General features: G+C 44.3%; 16 protein-coding genes. All 16 read right to left on the bottom strand.

The annotated features are described in order from the left end of the window. Positions 1–338: 338 nt before the first annotated feature. Positions 339–554, bottom strand: coding sequence for a twin-arginine translocase TatA/TatE family subunit (locus VM640_RS03165; RefSeq protein WP_325389842.1), 216 nt, complete (start codon positions 552–554; stop codon positions 339–341). Between the two features lie 161 nt (positions 555–715). Next, positions 716–1486 (bottom strand): SDH family Clp fold serine proteinase, encoded by a 771-nt coding sequence (locus VM640_RS03160; RefSeq protein ID WP_325389840.1) that lies wholly within the window; start codon positions 1484–1486, stop codon positions 716–718. 233 nt (positions 1487–1719) lie between these two features. Further along, positions 1720–2007, bottom strand: coding sequence for a hypothetical protein (locus VM640_RS03155; RefSeq protein WP_325389838.1), 288 nt, complete (start codon positions 2005–2007; stop codon positions 1720–1722). A 43-nt stretch (positions 2008–2050) separates the two neighbouring features. Then, positions 2051–3340 (bottom strand): glutamate-1-semialdehyde 2,1-aminomutase, encoded by a 1290-nt coding sequence (hemL, locus tag VM640_RS03150; protein ID WP_325389836.1) that lies wholly within the window; start codon positions 3338–3340, stop codon positions 2051–2053. Between the two features lie 29 nt (positions 3341–3369). Beyond that, positions 3370–4425, bottom strand: a complete 1056-nt coding sequence (gene ahbB / locus VM640_RS03145) for a siroheme decarboxylase subunit beta (protein WP_325389834.1) — start codon at positions 4423–4425, stop codon at positions 3370–3372. Position 4426: 1 nt separating this feature from the next. Further along, on the bottom strand, positions 4427–5425 hold the full coding sequence (gene nirJ2, locus VM640_RS03140) for a putative heme d1 biosynthesis radical SAM protein NirJ2 (protein ID WP_325389832.1): 999 nt from the start codon (positions 5423–5425) through the stop codon (positions 4427–4429). 31 nt (positions 5426–5456) lie between these two features. After that, complete coding sequence (hemB, locus tag VM640_RS03135; RefSeq protein WP_325389830.1) at positions 5457–6428, bottom strand: porphobilinogen synthase; 972 nt, start codon at positions 6426–6428, stop codon at positions 5457–5459. Positions 6429–6517: 89 nt separating this feature from the next. Next, positions 6518–7693, bottom strand: a complete 1176-nt coding sequence (gene nirJ1, locus VM640_RS03130) for a putative heme d1 biosynthesis radical SAM protein NirJ1 (RefSeq protein WP_325389828.1) — start codon at positions 7691–7693, stop codon at positions 6518–6520. 2 nt (positions 7694–7695) lie between these two features. Next, on the bottom strand, positions 7696–9201 hold the full coding sequence (gene cobA / locus VM640_RS03125) for a uroporphyrinogen-III C-methyltransferase (protein WP_325389826.1): 1506 nt from the start codon (positions 9199–9201) through the stop codon (positions 7696–7698). A gap of 27 nt (positions 9202–9228) precedes the next feature. Further along, complete coding sequence (gene hemC, locus VM640_RS03120) at positions 9229–10149, bottom strand: hydroxymethylbilane synthase (protein ID WP_325389824.1); 921 nt, start codon at positions 10147–10149, stop codon at positions 9229–9231. Next, positions 10146–11489, bottom strand: a complete 1344-nt coding sequence (hemA, locus tag VM640_RS03115) for a glutamyl-tRNA reductase (protein ID WP_325389822.1) — start codon at positions 11487–11489, stop codon at positions 10146–10148. Before hemA ends, hemC begins: the two co-directional genes overlap by 4 nt. Further along, the gene (locus VM640_RS03110; protein WP_325389844.1) at positions 11465–12103 is read right to left on the bottom strand and encodes a precorrin-2 dehydrogenase/sirohydrochlorin ferrochelatase family protein; all 639 of its coding nucleotides are present in this window, start codon (positions 12101–12103) and stop codon (positions 11465–11467) included. Before VM640_RS03110 ends, hemA begins: the two co-directional genes overlap by 25 nt. A 92-nt stretch (positions 12104–12195) precedes the next feature. Beyond that, positions 12196–13053, bottom strand: a complete 858-nt coding sequence (gene ccsB, locus VM640_RS03105; RefSeq protein WP_325389820.1) for a c-type cytochrome biogenesis protein CcsB — start codon at positions 13051–13053, stop codon at positions 12196–12198. A gap of 34 nt (positions 13054–13087) precedes the next feature. Further along, entirely contained in the window at positions 13088–14404 is a 1317-nt protein-coding gene (gene resB, locus VM640_RS03100) for a cytochrome c biogenesis protein ResB (protein ID WP_325389818.1), read from the bottom strand. A gap of 259 nt (positions 14405–14663) precedes the next feature. Continuing rightward, positions 14664–15623: an NrfD/PsrC family molybdoenzyme membrane anchor subunit gene (nrfD, locus tag VM640_RS03095; protein WP_325389816.1), complete on the bottom strand. Its 960-nt coding sequence runs from the start codon at positions 15621–15623 to the stop codon at positions 14664–14666. 65 nt (positions 15624–15688) lie between these two features. Continuing rightward, positions 15689–16375 carry a 4Fe-4S dicluster domain-containing protein gene (locus tag VM640_RS03090; RefSeq protein ID WP_325389814.1) on the bottom strand — a complete coding sequence of 229 codons (687 nt, stop codon included), beginning with the start codon at positions 16373–16375 and terminating at the stop codon, positions 15689–15691. Positions 16376–16558: the final 183 nt, after the last annotated feature.

The following is a 16558-nucleotide window of genomic DNA, read 5'->3' as shown; positions in this document are numbered from 1 at the left end:
TCAGCGATAAAGAAAACTTGGCTAGTACCAAGCCCTAGCGAAGGTGCTAGCCCTAGTTGCCTTATCCTGCCGGACATAAATACATGCATCGTAGGAGAATGAAAGCCGCTGGTTGCACTTATACTATCTGCCCCAAAATTTGTACTTTCTGTTAGTATAAAGAAAACTTGGCTTGCGCCAAGCCTCTGGCGTAGGCGGAAGCCTTAGTTGCACTTATGCTATCTGCCGGAAATTTATACTTTCTTACGAAAATGGACTACATTTTCATACCTCCCTGTGAATCGGCAGGTTCATGGAAGTTTCTGTTAGTATAAAAAAATATAAACTTAAAGCGAGATTTATTCAGTCTTGCTAGCTTCTTTAACTTCTTCTTTAACTTCCTTTTTCTCTTCCTCTTTTTTCACTTCACCATCTGTTGCTGATTTGAACTCATTAATACCCTTTCCTAAAGCTTTTCCAAGCTCAGGGAGTTTACCAGGTCCAAAAATCACTAAAGCAATAACTAAGGCAATACCAGCAGTCACTGGCGTAATAAAACCAAAAGTTACAAACATGATTACACACCTCCATATGTTACTATGATATAAAAATACTATACCATAAAAGTACAAATGAATCTAGTTTAGGATATGTAATGTGAAGATTCATACAATCATCACATTACATATCCTAAACTAGATTCATAAAAGAAGCAACAGTAATTTTTGTGACGATTTTAATCCTCATCCTCTTTCTGGGACATCAATTCTTCATAGCCTAGATATAGGCTCCAGATCACATCCCAGAGTTCTCCATCGGCATCCGTGACCTTTAAGCCGAGCTCTTTCGCTTCACGGCGACCGATTGGATAACCATGTGAAAAGTACCCTTCGGTCAGTGCATGCGTAACCCCTGAAACCTGAACTGGTGACTCCTTCAGCATGTAACGTGAAAGCAGAGCCTCAGCATACTGATGAGAGGCCTTAAGGGATTTTTCGTAGTCGCCAATCAGCCAGGGATCGAGTTTATTCAGTACAGGATTTATTATAAACGTCGCTAATTCCGGATCAGGACTATTAGTAATTGTACGTTGCAAATACTCTAGACAGTGCCGGATTGCCTGTACAGGGACCCACAAATCCTTATAAACGGGATGTTTAACGAGAGGATCAATCGGCCCCAGCTCAGAAATTGGTCCCATAACTACTTCATCTGCCCCTAAGACAACCATCGACGCAGCCGACTTAGCCGCAAGTGGAACAATCACTCCAAATTCTTCACAGAATTCTCGGATGAGCATAACGAGCTTATAAGGTGTGTCCACTGCGCCACCATAGCTATGCAAAATCAAGTCAATTTTTGGGGTGTGCCCAATGGCCTTCAATTGCTTATAGAGAGGTACTAAGATAGTGTCATCTAAAGGCGTATACGAAAAATAGACCAGAACTTTAGAACCTCTGAGTTTCTCCAAACGTTCCAAGTATTGAAAACGGTCTTCTGCATCCACCGTCTCTCCCCCAATTCAGTCATAATATAGTGCATTATATTCCATCTTTATCCACTATGTGTATTATTTGGGGGATCTCATAAAATACAGGTGGAGTTAAAAACTCCACCTGTATAGACTTTATACTAACAGAAAGTATAAGTTTTGGGCAGATAGCATAAGTGCAACTAAGGCTTCCGCCTACGCTAGAGGCTTGGCGCAAGCCAAGTTTTCTTTATATCTTCAGTATATCTCTAAGATTGCGGCAAGCTGACTTTCACCCCGGATTGATCATGACAAGATTGGCAATAGGACTGACCACCTAAACCCTTCTTCTGGTGACAAGGATAGCAGCGTTCCGCAGGTGCCTGATTGTTATTTACAGCGTAACCATGCCCTTGCGGTCCATTGATCCAAGTATCTCTCGGTATTGTTGAATGGGGATTCGATGGGTCATGATTTTGGGAAAGGATAATTACCGCAACTAAAGCGGCTAAAAGACCAACCGTGATTAAGCTTCGGACGATTTTTCTCCGTTCCATGCAAAAACCTCCTAAAATACTTCACCCCGGCAGAAGCAACTGACTAGAGTGACTTCAAAACTGCCCGAGCTTGTCCTAGGGTATAGTTAAGATCATCATCTGTGTGAGCTAAGGAAAGGAAAACAGCCTCATATTGGCTAGGAGCAAGATAAACGCCATGTTCAAGCATACCACGGAAATAGGTTGCGAACCGCTCAACGTCGGAGGTGCAGGCACTGGCGAAATCCTTGACCGGTTGGTCTGTGAAGAAAATGGAGAACATCGCGCCAATTGAATTGACCCATACTGGCAGACTACATTCCTCCGCGATCTTCTCTAGTCCTTCTGCTAGGTAAGACGTTTTCCGTTCGAGCTCAGCATAAACACCCGGTTTTTGCAAAAGTCGTAACGTCGTTAACCCTGCAGCCATCGCCAGCGGATTTCCCGATAGAGTTCCTGCCTGGTAAATGGGACCACTTGGCGAAATCTGATCCATGTACTTTTTCTTTCCACCAAAAGCCCCAACCGGGAGACCGCCCCCAATAATCTTGCCCAGGCAAGTCAGATCTGGATCAATGCCAAATCGTCCTTGCGCTCCACCATAACTGACGCGAAAACCAGTCATCACTTCATCGAAAATTAGTAAAGCTCCATATTGACGAGTTATTTCGCGAAGACCTTCCAAGAAACCAGGTTCTGGTAGGACCACTCCCATGTTCCCCGCTACAGGCTCGACAATAACCCCTGCAATCTCTTCACCCACTTCACTGAAAATGACTTTGATTCCTTCTAAATCGTTATAACGCGCAACGATTGTGCTCGCGGCAGTCGCTGCAGGAACCCCTGGTGAAGTCGGAACTCCGAAAGTTAAGGCTCCACTTCCTGCCTTAATGAGTAACGAATCGGCATGTCCGTGATAACAGCCTTCGAATTTAACAATTTTATCTCGTCCAGTAACACCACGTGCTAAACGCAAAGCGCTCATGGTTGCTTCAGTACCCGAGTTCACCATCCGGACTTTATCTATTGAAGGGTAAGCTTTGAGCACTTCTTCTGCCAGTTCAGTCTCAAGCTCGGTCGGAGCACCATAACTTGTTCCCCGTTCCGCTGTACGCTTAATCACTTCAACGACTTCTGGATGAGCATGTCCCAAAATCAAGGGTCCCCAGGAACCTACATAATCAATATAGGTATTCCCATCAATATCCCAAAGATGCGCTCCTTCGCCCCTATCAATAAAAACGGGATCTCTCCCCACAGAACGATAAGCCCGGACAGGAGAATTAACCCCACCCGGAATAACTATTTTGGCTTGTTCAAATGCTTGACAACTCCGCGCATCTTGAAAACTCAAACGAAAGACCTCCCAACCCTTGTCAGCTATTAATCAATTTCTTCCGTAAAATATTGCATACTACTCTTCTTTAACTCAGCTTGACTAAAAAGCATCCGATATCCTTCAACTCCTGTGGCCTGAGCAATGCGCTCCATAACATCCTGACAATCCTCCGCCGAACGACCATGGATCATGGTAAAGAGAGTATATGGCCAGTCCGGGAGAGTAGGCCGCTGATAACAGTGGCTGACTTCACGAAATGTCGCCATTTTTTCGCCAATCTCCTGAGCTCTATCTTCGGGTACCGGCCAAACTCCCATAGCATTTGCTGTAAAACCAACTTTTTGATGCCGCAATACTGCCCCAAAGCGACGAATTAGGTTTCTTTCAAGCAAGCTCAGGGTTTGCTCCAGGACTTCCTTCTCCGTCCATTGCAAAGTCTGAGCGAGTTCTGCAAAAGGAGTTAAAGAATTAGGCAAATTTCCTTGAAGCACTCGTATAAGCGCTTTATCGCGATAAGTAAGTGAAATCGGTACAGGCTGACTAGTTTCCCATGCTCCAGGTAGCTTACTGAAATTTTTATCATGAGCATTATCTATTTCAAAATCTAGATCCTCTAAATCCCCTAAATTTGAATCTTTTTCCGAATCCGTCTTACTGAAGTCAAAATCAACGCTAATCTTGAAAAGGCGAATTGCCGGTAGCGAATAGACCTCACCCGATCCCAAAACGTGGCGCACACTGTTTAATATCTTTTCGACTTCAGCCTCTGTCGATGCTATTAGGGTAAACCACATATTATACTGATGTTCGCGCAAATAGTTATGCGTTACACCAGGTATTCCGTTAAGAAATTCTGCCACTAGCGAAATTTTTTCTTGAGGAACTTTAGCCGCGCATAATGTACTCTGATACCCTAAACGATGAGAATCAAAGACGCCACCAAGACGCCGAATGATTCCATCGTGCCGGAGCTGGGATAACCTTTGCCAAGCCTCTTCTTCAGATACGCCAGCAAGCACGCCTAATCTTTGATAAGGGTGAGAAGTGACCGGAAAATCAGTCTGGACGGTATTTAATAATATCCGTTCGACAGCATCCAAGTTACTTAACCCCCTTCCGTCCATGATAGAGGCACCAGGGTTCTTCTGCCATATAATCTCCATTTTCATAGAACGCAGCCCGGGCTCGGCAACCGCCACAAATCTTTTTATAATCGCAGACTCCGCACCCTCCCTTGTAATCAAGCGTTCTTAACTCTTGCAGGACAGGGTTATTCTTCCAAATCTCATCAAAAGGAGTTTCCCGTACATCCCCAAGGGGAATATTTAAATAGGCACACGGTTGAACCTGTCCCTTAGGACTAATGATACAGTAGGAAGTACCCGCTAAGCAGCCTCGTCCAAACCGTAGATTCATTCCCATCTGTTTGGCAATTCTCATAAATTGCGGAGCACAGGTGGGTTTAAGTTCAATATCGACGGTTTGCTGTTTTTTCATAATTCGGGTCAATACATCTTCATACGCTTCGGCACGCAGTGATTCTTCCTCGATGGAAACGGCGCGTCCTGTTGGGACCAAGAAGAAGAAATGGTGAGCGACAGCACCTTCGCGGACGGCGAAATCGGTAATGTTTTCAATTTCATCCTGGTTCCAATCCATGACCGTTGTATGGATCTGGAATGGTAGCCCGACTTCACGGCAGTTACGCATGCCACGAACGGCTCCTTCCCATGCTCCAGGGTATTTTCGAAATTGATCATGCTTTTCTTTGTCCATCGAGTCGAGAGAAATTCCCATCCCCATGGCACCCGCTTCTTTAAGACGGCGAGCCATATCTAAGGTAATAAGTGTACCATTTGTGCCAAAAACCGGTCTTAAACCTAAAGAAGTAGCATAGGCAACCAGCTCCACAATGTCTGGTCGAATCAGCGGTTCACCACCGCTAAAAATCATTATCTTAAAACCTGCCTTGGCAATTTGCTCTAATAATGTTTTAGCTTCTGCGGTATTGAGTTCGTCCTCAGCCTTACAGCCAGCATCTCGATAACAATGATCACAATACATATTGCAAGCATTGGTTGTATTCCAGGAAACGATCATCCGATTTTCCCCTTTCTTTTTTTTGACTATCTTATTTTTGTAACCAACGCGCCACATCCAAAGCATGATACGTAATGATCATATCCGCTCCCGCGCGTTTCATACTTACTAACGCTTCCAGCACGATCCGTTCTTCATCAATCCAGCCCTGTGCTGCTGCGGCTTTTACCATTGAATATTCGCCACTGACATTATAGCAGACGACCGGAACACCAAAGCGTTGTTTAGTCCTGTAAGTAATGTCTCCGTAAGCCAAGGCCGGTTTCACAATAATGAGATCTGCCCCCTCTTCGATATCTAATGCAGTTTCCCGCATGGCCTCATTCCCATTCGGTGGGTCCATTTGATAGGTACGACGATCACCGAACTGCGGAGTAGAACCCGCTGCTTCCCGGAAAGGTCCGTAGAAACCTGAAGCGAATTTTGCTGCATAAGACATTACTGGTATATCCGTAAAGCCCGCTTGATCGAGCCCTCGACGAATCGCCGCGACACGACCATCCATCATATCCGAAGGAGCCACCATATCTGCTCCCGCACGCGCATGCGATATCGCCGTTTGTGTCAGAAGGTCCAACGTTGGATCATTAAGGATTTGTCCGTCTTTGATGACACCACAATGCCCATGATCAGTATATTCACACAGGCAAACGTCCGTAATCACATAAAGATCGGGGAAATTCCTTTTAGCAACGCGAACCGCTTCTTGAACGATGCCGTGTTCATGATAAGCACCGGTACCCACTGCATCTTTTGACTCTGGAATGCCAAAAAGCAAAATTGCTGGAATTCCCAAGTCGACAACCTCTTGCAAAGCCTTCACAAAGAGATCTAACGAGTACTGATAAATTCCCGGCATTGAAGGGATTTCGTTTTTGGTATTCTTCCCATAGATGACAAACATAGGGTAAATCAATTCATCAACCCGCACATGGTTCTCCCGAACCATACTTCGGATAGTTTCATTCGCCCGTAACCGACGGGGACGATGTAAAAGTTCCATAATACGTACCTCCAATAGCTGTACTATAGCAATTCCTATATTCTGAAAAAGCTTTATGACGGTCTTGTTAAGCGAAATTAACCCGAGCTTTATTTAAGCCCAATCTCTTCATCCGTAAGATAGCACGCCGGATCAGATTCCCAGAAGTCTCCCGTCACCGCTTCAGCACGAGTCCGGAAATTTCCATTACAGATATCAAGGTATTGGCATTTCGAGCAGCGACCTTTAAGCAAAGGCTGGCGATCTTTCATGCCTGCAAGGATGGGATTAGCTAGATCCGTCCAAATATCCCCGAACTTTCTCTCCCGAACATTGCCGAAAGTAATATGTTGCGTAAATTGGTCGGGGTGGACATTACCCATCGGATCAACTTCAGAAAAGGCAATTCCCGAACGGTTCCCACCATTAAGCCCGATTAAGCGTTTGATCTCAGCTGCTTTCTTCGGATCCTCTTTCAAGGTCCGGAGGTAAAGATATACACCATCACAATGATTATCGACGGTCAGAATTTCTTTTTTCAGACCGCGATTCTCAAAATCCAGGGTTCGGCGAACAATGGTCTCAATCGCTTGACGAGATTCTTCCGGTTTCACATCTTGAGCGATCATTTGACTGCCCCGGCCGGAATAGACAAGGTGGTAAAAACAAACTCGATTAATATTTTCTTCTTCAATAAAATCAAAGATTTTATCCAATTCTTTAAGATTATGACTGTTAATAGTGAAGCGAAGGCCGACTCTCTGATCAACGGCAACACAATTTTGGATTCCCTCCATGGCTTTCTGAAAGGCTCCTTCTTTGCCCCGAAATTCATCATTAACTTCACGCAAGCCATCAAGGGAAATCCCGACATAACCAACACCGATATCTTTAATCCTTTGAGCGACTTCCCGAGTAATCAACGTGCCATTAGTTGATAGGGTCGGACGGATTCCCTTGGACATAGTATAGGCAGCCAATTCAAAAAAGTCTGGGCGAATCAAAGGTTCTCCGCCAGAAAAGAGCAAGACGGGTACTTTAAAGTCAGCAAGATCATCAATGAAGCGCTTCGCTTCTTCGGTGGTCAGCTCACCCTGATATTTTTGAGCATCAGACTCCATATAACAATGTTTACATCTTAAGTTACAGGTGCGGGTTGAGTTCCAAACAACAACGGGGCCACTACCTGTCGTAGTCCCGTTTTTTGCACCTTTCGAATCAGCACTGTAGCGTAAGGAGTCTCCGAAATATTCTGTATTAAAGAGTAACTTTGTCACACTAATCATTCTTAACCCTCCACTAAGGCTTGAACTAGCCCTTTAATCGTATATTTTTTGGCTTCGCGATGAATGATTAAGCCCAGCTCACGTGCCGTTGCACTGGTGATCGGCCCGATCGAAAAGAGTTTAACGCCTTCAAGTAAGGAGCGGTCACCATCAAGAAGTTGCAAAAAGTTGCGCACCGTCGATGAGCTCGTAAACGTTACAGCCTGGATGAGATGATCGCGTAACATGGCTTTCAATTCTTCTTTATTCGCCTGTCCAACTATCGTCCGATAAGCCGGGACATCCCAGACATCAGCCCCCAAAGCTTTTAAGGACTCGGGTAAGATATCCCTCGCCTCTTCAGCGCGAGCGAGGAGCACACTTTGACCGGGGAGAACTCGGCTAGTGAGCCCTTCGATAATTTTCTCGGCCCGATACTCTTCCGGCACAAAGGAAACACGCAAGCCCCGATTCTCTAAAGCCGCTTGCGTTGCCGGCCCAATCGCTACGAGCTCAATTCCCGCTAAATCTCGAACATCTTTACCTTGGTTTTTGAGCTCTTTAAAGAATTCTTCTACTCCATTGACACTTGTGAAAACTAACCAATTAAAACGTTTGATCTGCTCTAGGGCTTTAATCAGTTTTTGCGAGTCACTGGGAGGGGCAAGTTCAATAGCCGGAAATTCCCAAGGCTCCCCGCCTAAATCTTCAATCGCTTCCGACAACACGCTAGCTTGATGACGTGCTCGCGTAACCACAATACGTTGCCCAAAAAGCGCTTTCTTTTCAAACCACTGGAGTTTTTCGCGGAGACTAACCACTTCACCAACGATAATAATCGACGGATTAGTAAATTCTTCTTGCTCAGCACGATCAGCGATATTGCGCAATTCACCAACTAACGTTCTCTGTTCCGGGCGGGTTCCCCATTGAATGAGGGCGACTGGGGTGGTATTCGCGCGTCCGTTTGCCACGAGTTTATTGGCGATAAGCGCTAGATTTTCCATACCCATTAAGAAAATTAAGGTCCCATGAGAGTTTGCAATATGTTCCCAGGCAATCGCTGAGCTATTTTTACTAGGATCTTCATGCCCCGTAATCACCGCAAAGGAAGAGGTTAAATCTCGATGGGTAACCGGAATCCCAGCATAAGCAGGAACAGCAATAGCTGAAGTCACCCCTGGAACAACTTCATAGGGTATTCCAGCATTAAGCAAAGATTCAGCTTCTTCTCCTCCTCGGCCGAAAACGAATGGGTCTCCGCCCTTTAAGCGGGTTACAATTTTTCCTTCAAGTCCCTTTTTAACCAAGACCTCATTGATTTGTTCCTGATGGAGGGTATGACGATCTGGAGATTTTCCGACATAAATCATTTCACATTTTGGATTGGCCAAAGTAAGTAAGCGCCGAGAGGCTAAGCGATCATAGACGAGAACCTCTGCTTTCGCAATACACTCAGCACCTTTGACTGTGATGAGCTTCGGGTCTCCCGGGCCTGCTCCGACTAAATAAACATATCCCGTGTCCAAATTTCCACACTCCGTTTCAACTCAAAATTAGCTTAAAACTCTGATCTGATCAAGAATGGCCTTTGCCCCTTGAGCGAGGAGTTGTCCTGCAACATCATAGCCAATTTCCTCGGGATTCTGCCCTTCTGCGGATGCTCTAAGCAAGTGTTGACCATCCAGTGAGGCGACCATTCCCCTCAGTTGGACCCTTCCTTCATGGACAAGTCCTAAAGCCCCAATGGGGACCTGGCAGCCCCCTTCTAAGCGACGCATAAGCGCTCGTTCAGCGCGAATTGCCAAACTTGTTTCCTCATGATGAAGAGATTTCAATAGGTCTTGAATCTCCTGACGCTCAGCGCTGATCTCAATCGCAATCGACCCTTGGCCAACGGCTGAGAGCATGATCGTTTCCGGAATAAGCTGCGTAATCCGTTCTTCCCAACCTAAGCGCTTTACACCCGCATACGCTAAGACAATCCCTGCCATGTCGGATTCTTCGAGTTTATGCCAACGGGTCTGCAAGTTACCCCGCAAATCCGCGAAGTTTAAATCCGCTCGGTAATGTTGCAATTGCGCTTTGCGTCGAAGACTGCTTGTCCCTATCACTGCGCCTGCCGATAGGTCTTCGAGATGGGTTCCGTCTTTACTCAAAAAGACATCTCGTGGTTCCTCACGTTCACAGACCGCGCCGATAATCAAACCCTCAGGTAAGATTGTTGGTAAATCTTTGAGACTATGCACGGCGAGATCAATCTCGCCGCGCAATAAGCCATTTTCAAGCTCTTTCGTAAATAGACCTTTATCCCCTATTTTGGCCAAAGGAACATCAAGAATTTTATCCCCTTTCGTCTTCATCGAAACGAGAGTAAATTCATGCTCGGGATAAATCGAATTTAGCTGTGTTTTTACCCACTCAGCCTGCCACAGGGCGAGTAAGCTATCCCGTGTCCCGATGCGTATTGTACTCATTTAGCCGTGCCCTCCTTGGTTTTAACCTGGCCTAGAGACTGAGCTACGTTCCGTAGCGAGCGCATAGATTCCTCATCTACGTCTAGGTTAAATAAGTTCTGCAAGATTTCAGTATAAAGATGTCCATGGCGAGTCGTCGCAACTTCCTTGAGGTTGGTAATGGGGGTATGAAGCAATTGATTGACAATCCCATTCGCCATTGAGCGGACAACTTTCTCCTGTTTAGCAGTGAGTCCTCCTAATTTGTTAAGCGCATGCTCAAGTTGTTCGTTCTTGATTTCCTCGCCCCGATGCTGCAACGCAACAATCGTCGGAATCACAAATAGAGAATTATGCCATTTCATGAACTGGCCCATCTCTTCTTCAATAATGAGTTCTGCTTTTTGTCCCGCGATTTCTCGTGCGTTTTGATGGGCATCAATAACTCCGCGTAAATCATCAATATCGTATAACGTTACCCCAGGAATTGACCCAACGTTGGGGTGAATATCCCGAGGTACAGCAATATCCACAAGTAAAAGCGGTCGCCGATTTCTCTGCTTCATAACTTCTTGAATCTGTTCAGGCAGTACCACAAAATTTGCGGCTGCAGTCGCCGAAATCACAATATCTACTTCCTGCAGACATTCCCCAAGCTTTTCAAATTGAACAGCTATTCCGTTGAACTTAGCGGCTAAAGTCTGGGCACGGGCATGGGAGCGATTGGAGACCATCACTGTACTCGCGCCATTCGCAACGAGATGCTTTGCTGTTAAAGCACTCATCTCACCTGCGCCTAAAATAAGGATACTTCGTCCCTCAAGCTCTCCCAAAGCTTGTTTCGCAAGCTCCACCGCAATATACGAAATAGAAGTCGGGTGCTGGTCAATTTGTGTTTCCGCCCTGACCCTCTTCCCTACAGTTAAAGCATTCTGGAAAAAAACATTAATCACTTTATTAGTAACCCCGGCATTTACAGCCTTTTCATAAGCATGAGCAACCTGTCCAAGGATTTGGGTTTCTCCCAATATCATGGAATCTAAACCAGCAACCACCCGAAAGAGATGACGGACTGCTTCGTATAATGTATGAACATATAAGTACTGAAAAATTTCATGCTCCTCTAATTGAGCATGATGAGCCAGAAATTTTTTAATGGAGTTAATTCCAATCTCGACATCAGTTGTCGCAGCATAAATTTCCAGGCGGTTACAAGTATTGATTATGACCACGCCTTCTAATGCCGGATAAGACTTAAGCTCAAGGAGAGCATTTTCTATTTTATAATGCGGAAAGCTCACCTTCTCCCGGATTTCGACTGGGGCTGTACGATGATTTAATCCAACAGTGACCGGAAACAACTCTCGATCACTCCTTTCGCCTCTCTAAGCTGGCCGTTTTTAATCAGTCCTAGAATTTCACCGTCGGTCGCTTTTACCCAAAATTTTCGTTTCTGTTCTGAAGGTAAATCTGATTTAACTTTAATCCGCCATTCCTTTAATAAAGCGAGATATTGCTCAAACTCCTGGCCGTATTGCGCTTGGAGCTGCTCCCTGATCTGTCGCGCCACAATCGGGCTGCTTCCACTCGTGGAAACGGCAATCTTCAAATCTCCCCGCTCCATAATGGAAGGTACGATAAATGAACACTTATCCGGATCATCAACAACGTTAATCAATCGGTAGTTCTTTTGGGCATCAAGAGAAACGGCGTCATTGACCTCATCTTTTTCTGTACAGGAGAAGATGAGCAAATCATCTTTAATATCTTCTGCACCATATTCCTTTTCTACCCAGAAACAGCGCTGGGAATCGACTAAATCCTTTAACTCTGGTAATAAGCTTGGCGAAACGATATGAACAACCGCTCCATGCTCCAATAAGGTCTGGACCTTACGGTAGGCAATATTTCCCCCACCGACCACCAATACTGATTTGTGTTTTAGGTCCACAAAAATTGGATAATAATCAGCCACGTATTCAGCACCTTCTTCAAAATAGCTCATTAAATAATTCTAAATAATTCGACTTTAGAACTAAGAATTCCCCCTTTTTAAATTATTTTTCCTTAAGCGTAAGAATGAAGTCCAGGCAGGAGATAATTTACACCAAAGAAGGTGAACAAAACCGCAAGAAAACCAAAAACCTCCATCCAGGCCGCTTTTTTTCCTTTCCAGCCATACATCAAACGCACATGGAGATAAGCAGCATAGATAATCCAAGTAATTAAGGACCAGGTTTCCTTCGGATCCCAGGACCAATAAGTGCCCCAAGCATAGTTCGCCCAGATAGCACCCGTTATAATACAAAGGGTCAGCAATGGGAATGCAAATCCAATGATCTTATATGCGAGCTCATCTAATATTTGAGACGCAGGAAAACGTGAAATCCATCCTTTGGCGTTAGACTTCCCATTTTCATCATCGGAGCGAGATTTAAGTAAATACATTACCCCTAAGCCAAAAGAAATAGCGAAAGCTCCATACGCGAGCATGGCCGTTATTACGTGAAACGTCAACCACTGGCTTTTCAGAGCGGGTGGGATGGCTGAGGCAACACGCTCTTCTGGACCCATTTTCATAATGATGAACGTCAAAAGAAGAAACGGAAGAGGCATGACAAAACTACCTAAGGCTTTTATCTTATACCTAAATTCCGCAAACAGATAGACGGCAACAATGCCCCAACAAAACGTAAGAATAAATTCGTACCCATTCGATAAGGGGGGTCTCTGCGCAATGATTGTTCGCACAATGAGTGCAACTGTATTCCCTGCTAAGCCAAGGATGGTGATTCCCGTAGCCAAATGTTCAAGCCATACCTTTTTTGAGACGAGTGTCAGCCAATACATAACTGTGCTCAATAAATAGGCAATAATCATGAGGTAAAACATCGCAACTTCGATGTTATTTAGGGTTTCGTTCATGTTACACTCTCCCTCTTTTTAATGACTTTCATCTTCAACTTCCAGCCGAACCAGCCGTAATTAGCCCCTCTACATCAGTCACAGCCTGATTAAACTCCTCTTGTGTCCCCACTGCAAGTCTACCACGGACTGCCCCCAAAAGTAAGCTGGATTCCTTTTTCGTCTCGATGATACCGCTTAGTGTATGCGGTCTCCAATAGAAGGAGAGGATTAGTCCCAGCATTAAAAGTGCACATCCCAACCAAACCACATTTACACCTGGGTCTTTTTTTACTTGCAGGCCTGTATAGCCTGCCATACCGTCAAAAGTTAACGTAAAAGTGTTGTCTATGTTATCAGCTTGTCCCAAACTCATTTGCCCCATTTTTATGGGTGAGTTTCCTTGGTAGACTTGATAAAGGACAACCGGCGCCTTTGGATCGGCTTTCATAGCAGAGAGAAATAAGTAAAGATCTGTTCCGGGCACTTGGAAGTAGTTTCCGCCTTGATCCTGAAGGACAACAGGAATCTTCTGTCCCTTCAAATCCACTGTAAATTTACCGCCTTGGGCAAAGTTAGCTTGATAAAAAGTTACACCTTGATAAGTAAACGGGTGATTAACCGATAGTGTTTGTCGTGCGACCTCTTTCCCCGACTCGATAATACTCATATCCGTATACCAGTTATCTCGTTCGCCGTTGGCCAGCTTCCGATCCTCGGCTGAGTTGATCTTCATACTAAAATTTTCATTGACATTTCCTTTGCTCACTTCGATCTGTTTGATCGGGAGCGTATCTCCTACACCTGCCATAAAGTATCCCTTGAAACCGATCATCGATCCAACAAGAGCGCCGAGAATAAGAACTACGAAGGCAAGATGGGTAAGCAAAGACCCCCAATTTCCCCATCGACGCTTTTGCGCAATAAAACTCCAGCGCCCCTCTTGTTCGCTCGTGGTTAGTCGATATCCTTTACCAGTGAGTACTTTCATCACTGCCGCACGTAATTCACTTTCAGGGCCAGAGATTTTAGCTTGAATCTTTTGAGGAATAGCTTTGGACGATTGCGGAGGATTGGGTTTAAACGTTTTACGATAAATCCCGCTAAACCGTTGTACGCTGCATACGATTAGATTAACACAGAGTAGCCCGAGTACCAGCCGAAACCAGATTGTTGCATACAAATGCGTAAACCCGAGCGTCTTCCAAATCGCACTTACCGACTGAGCTCCCTTAGGATCGAGTGCTTCCTGAGGAATCAAAGTTCCGATACCGGAGACGACAGCTACAACACCTAGGAGAAATACTCCAGTCTTCATTGAACTGAAAATATTCCAGACTTTTTCCATTACACCTTCAGATTGATCATTCATGAAATACCTCCACTCGCTTTTTATCTTATACATTAAAGAACTATCTTGTTGTCATTTTACTATATATATTTCAATTCTCCTACAGTAACATCAGACTCTTTTCTGATATCTTTCTTTTGCATAAGTGCTTTTTCAGCTTTAACCGATTAATTTTGGGGGCTTGTTCAATTTTTTTCAAAAATAAAAAAAAAGCAAAGCTTTTCTTGCTGCCCTTATATTAGGCCTAAGCTTTGCTCGTATTAACTTTTATCCTCTATTATTATTGAAGTATACCATTCCATAGGGGAAGAGCCGCAAAAATCATGACATAGCGTAAGATGAAACCTCCAATAATGACCCCAGTATCAACAGTTAACATCGAACGTGTACAATCAGGTTCTTCAGAAGCTACCGCGGTTTCTTCTGCTTGGCTCATATCAGGGACAAGATCGAGTTTAACTTGTCCTCTTATTTTATATTGCATCAACTTTTTATAATTATTAACAAAAACTATAAGTGGAATAACTAGCCCTCCACCAACAAGCAAAATCCAAAAGGTCACGGCAATTGAGCCTGAAAGGATCATCTTGGCAGATTGAACCCCAACCGCTCCATGAAGACCAGAAAGCATAGTTCCAAAGAAAATTACGAGAAGAATGATTTCGGCTCCAACTAACCCAAAATGTATCTTACAAACTTTCCGTTCATCCGTTTTCTTTCCTTTTTCAATCAAATAACTGAGTAAGGAGGACGACGACAGCCCCGTTGAAAGGGCGGAGACTACAAACAAAACGGGCATCAGATATGTATTCCAAATAGGCACTGCTTTAGTAACAGCTAAGAGTAATCCTGTATATGTACCCGTTGCTAAAGCAAGAATTGCACCAAAGTATAAGAGTCCTTTTGGAACTTCTCTTTTCCTTAATGAAAAATAGGCAACGACTAACCCAACTGAGATAAAGCATGCCAAGATGTAGACACCCCAAGTCATCACCGAACGTGGGTTAGCAAGTAAGCCGATCAATAGCCATGGTTTTTTCAATCCTTGACCTAGATCAAAAACCAAAAGTAAAGTTCCAAATGCTACTACCGGTGCCGAAATATAATAACCGACACGCTGAAGAGCTGGGGAATTTCCGAGCCAGCCTTTCCCTGCGGCAAAGGAAGTAAGATAAGCTCCCGCACCTAAACCACCTAAAAAAAGATAAATAACGATGAACCATCCCCAATGTAATTCCATGAGCGATACCTCCAAATCTTTATCTACTTTTCTCGATTACGCACTTCTCATTTTGATTTCACTTATTATCCTTTTTTAGGGATAATCACCAAGGAAGGATTGGTTATTTTAGGTGTAGGCATACCTGAAATTTGAAACACAGCCCCTTCCTGTTTTTTAAGTTCCTCCACGTCCCCAAATTTAAGGGCTTTGGTAGGGCACGCATCAACACAAGCAGGGTTTTCCCCATTGTCTTGTCTTTGATAGCAGAAACTACATTTGGAAACAGCGCCACTCGTTTTACCAAATTGCGGGGCATGATAAGGGCAGGCATATAAGCAATAACCACATCCTACGCATCTTGAAGAGTCATGAACAACAATCCCGTCTTTCTCCCGTTTTGTATAGGCACCTACAGGGCAGACTTTAAGGCAGGCCGGATCTGCACAATGATTACAACTCATCGATAGAAAGAAAGGCTTAGGCTTATCTTCCGTCGTTTGAGTATAAACTGTTCGCCACTTGACTCCTTCTTCCCACTTATATAGTTTCTTGCAAGCATACTCGCAGCTTCGACAACCGATACAAGTGTTCTGGTTATGGGAGAAGCCGAGTTGTTTGGGGCTGCTTTCAGTGTTTCCGGCAGCCTGAACACTAGTTGCCTGAAATTTCTGAAGCGGTGAAACTCCTATGACAAGGGATGCTGTAGTTAATACTCCAATCTTTAAAGCGGTTCGTCGAGTTAAGGTAATTTTAGAATGATGCTTTAACACAATGGATCAAACCCCTTTCTTTAAGTTTGTCTACACTTTCACAATAAGAATGACAAATTATGTCTAAACCAATACAATTAGATTCTAACATATTAAAAAAATAAATTGAAATCTAGATTTGGTGACCATTTAGGCTATATCTCAGTATATTTACCATTACCTCGGTTCAATCCGGTTTTTTGC

The sequence above is a fragment of the Desulfitobacterium sp. genome (assembly GCF_035539115.1).
In the GTDB taxonomy this organism is placed as follows: Bacteria; Bacillota; Desulfitobacteriia; order Desulfitobacteriales; family Desulfitobacteriaceae; genus Desulfitobacterium_A.
The sequence above is the reverse complement of the archived record's forward strand: the minus strand, read 5'-3'. Positions and strand labels throughout refer to the sequence as shown.

Coding starts and splice junctions, on each gene's coding strand:
- VM640_RS03165 (WP_325389842.1), bottom strand. CDS start 554: ATGTTTGTAACTTTTGGTTTTATTACGCCAGTGACTGCTGGTATTGCC.
- VM640_RS03155 (WP_325389838.1), bottom strand. CDS start 2,007: ATGGAACGGAGAAAAATCGTCCGAAGCTTAATCACGGTTGGTCTTTTA.
- nirJ2 (WP_325389832.1), bottom strand. CDS start 5,425: ATGATCGTTTCCTGGAATACAACCAATGCTTGCAATATGTATTGTGAT.
- hemB (WP_325389830.1), bottom strand. CDS start 6,428: ATGGAACTTTTACATCGTCCCCGTCGGTTACGGGCGAATGAAACTATC.
- nirJ1 (WP_325389828.1), bottom strand. CDS start 7,693: ATGATTAGTGTGACAAAGTTACTCTTTAATACAGAATATTTCGGAGAC.
- hemC (WP_325389824.1), bottom strand. CDS start 10,149: ATGAGTACAATACGCATCGGGACACGGGATAGCTTACTCGCCCTGTGG.
- ccsB (WP_325389820.1), bottom strand. CDS start 13,053: ATGAACGAAACCCTAAATAACATCGAAGTTGCGATGTTTTACCTCATG.
- resB (WP_325389818.1), bottom strand. CDS start 14,404: ATGAATGATCAATCTGAAGGTGTAATGGAAAAAGTCTGGAATATTTTC.
- nrfD (WP_325389816.1), bottom strand. CDS start 15,623: ATGGAATTACATTGGGGATGGTTCATCGTTATTTATCTTTTTTTAGGT.